The sequence below is a fragment of the Mesorhizobium sp. M7A.F.Ca.CA.002.04.1.1 genome, from assembly GCF_004022805.1.
GTDB classification, from domain to species: Bacteria; Pseudomonadota; Alphaproteobacteria; order Rhizobiales; family Rhizobiaceae; genus Mesorhizobium; species Mesorhizobium ciceri.
The window spans coordinates 1-2166 of record NZ_RZPL01000871.1; the positions used below are offsets into that span (position 1 = coordinate 1).

Sequence of the window (2166 nt, forward strand, 5' to 3'; positions counted from 1 at the left end):
GCCAGGGGAAGACATCGTCATGGGCGATCAGCGAGACGTCGCCCGGGATGCTCAAGCCGAGGTCGCGCACCGCACGCACGACGCCCAGCGCCATGATCAGGCTGGAGCAGGCGATCGCCGTCGGCGCGTCGTCCCCTTCCAGCAAACGCCTGGTGGCGCGGTAGCCGTTCTCCTCGGTCATATCGACCGAGCAGACATGGCGTTCGATCAATGTCAGTCCGCTCGCGGCGAGTGCCCGGCGCACGCCGCGTTCGCGATGGATGGCGAAGGTCTCGCGGCCGTCACCGTTGATCAGCGCCAGCCGCCGATGACCGAGCTGGATCAGCAGCCTGGCCGCTTCGTGGAAGGCGCCCTCATTGTCGATGTCGGTGAAGGCGTAGTCGAAATCGAAGCCCTCACTGCGGCCATGGACGATGAAGGGAATGCCGAGCGTGTTGACCAGCGCCACGCGCCGGTCAGCGGGCCTTGGAGAGGAGATATAAACAGCGTCGACCTGCCGGTTGGCGACGATGCGCCGGTAGGTCGTCTCCTGGTCGTCGGCGTCGGCCGGCGACAGCACAAGGTCGAGCTCGTGCGAGCGGGCATAGTCGCCAAGGCCGGACAGGAACTCGACGAAATGCGGATCGATGTCGACGGACGCACCGGTCGGCAGGACATAGCCGATCATGCCGGTCTTGCCGGTCGCCAGCCGGCGCGCGCTCGGGTTGGGCCGATAGCCATGGCGCTTGGCGGCATCCATGACACGCCTGCGCGTCTCCTCGTTGACCTCGGGATAGCCGTTCAGCGCGCGGCTTACCGTGGTTTGCGAAAGTGCCAGCATGTGGGCGAGCTGCTTGAGGTTCACGAAAGTCTCCATTCCCTCAAAGCGCTTTTAAATTGAATCGACCCAAGTGCCACCGGGGCCGAGCCATACGAAGCCCAACCATAGACGCGGTTTGGGCATGTTTGAAACAAAAATTGCTGCTGCACTGCCATAATAGCATGCTGCGACGCACTTTTAGGGCGAAAATGCGCGAACCTAAATCGATTGATTCGCCAGCCTCTTGACTTCCCCGCGATTCAATGGCGTGATCGAAAAAGCCAAAGCGCTTTGGAAGACTCTTCGAAAGGTTGCGGTTCCTTTCCGACTGAGTCACAGTCCTGCGGCGTCGGCGGGCGGAATGGAGGTTCCGTCCGGTGTGTGAGACCCACTGGGAGGAATACCGATGAAGAAAATGCTTTTGCTGGGTGCTGCGTTTGCCACGTTCGCCCTGAACGCGCCCGCGCAGGCCGAACTGAAGTTCAAGCCCGGCGAAGACAAGCGCTTCAACTGGGCGAACTACGAAGAGCTCAAGAAAGTCGACCTCAAGGGTGAAACGCTGTCGATCTTCGGACCGTGGCGCGGCGAGGACGAAGGCCTGGTGCGCGGCGTCCTCGACTATTTCTCGGAAGCCACCGGCGTCGAGATCAAATACTCCTCCTCGGAGAATTACGAGCAGCAGATCGTCATCGACACGCAGGCCGGCAGCCCGCCGAACATCGCCGTGCTGCCGCAGCCGGGCCTCATCCAGGACCTGGCGTCGAAGGGCCTTTTGACGCCGCTCGGTGACGACACCGCCAAATGGGTCAAGGACAATTACGGCGCCGGCCAGTCATGGGTCGATCTCGGCACCTTCAAGGACAAGGACGGCAAGCCGGGCTTCTTCGCCTTCCCTTACAAGGCCGACGTGAAGTCGCTGGTCTGGTACTCGCCGGACAATTTCGAGGAAGCCGGCTACAAGGTGCCGAAGACCCAGGAAGAACTCGCCGATCTCGAAAAGAAGATCATCGCCGATGGCGGCAAGCCGTGGTGCATCGGCCTCGGCTCCGGCGGTGCCACCGGCTGGCCGGCAACCGACTGGGTCGAAGACCTGATGCTGCGCACCCAGCCTCCGGAGGTCTACGACAAATGGGTGAAGAACGAGATCCCGTTCAACGATCCGGCGGTGGTCAACGCCATCGACATTTTCGGCAAGATCGCGACCGACGACAAGATGGTCGACGGCGGCGCCAAGGCGGTTGCGGCGACCGACTTCCGCGACAGCCCGAAGGGCCTCTTTTCGGTGCCGCCGAAATGCTACCTGCACCACCAGGCATCGTTCATTCCGACCTTCTTCCCGGAAGGCACCAAGGTCGGCCAGGACGCGG

General features: G+C 62.3%; 2 protein-coding genes. One reads left to right on the forward strand and one right to left on the reverse strand.

Going from position 1 to position 2166, the window contains the following annotated elements; genetic code table 11:
* Positions 1 to 844 (reverse strand): substrate-binding domain-containing protein (locus ENZ75_RS29725; protein WP_128278545.1); only part of this gene is annotated, 844 nt, incomplete at its 3' end.
* A 361-nt stretch (positions 845 to 1205) separates the two neighbouring features.
* On the opposite strand from ENZ75_RS29725, the gene ENZ75_RS29730 reads away from it, so the two are divergent.
* On the forward strand, positions 1206 to 2166 hold a 961-nt coding region (locus tag ENZ75_RS29730; protein ID WP_164888111.1), incomplete at its 3' end, for an ABC transporter substrate-binding protein.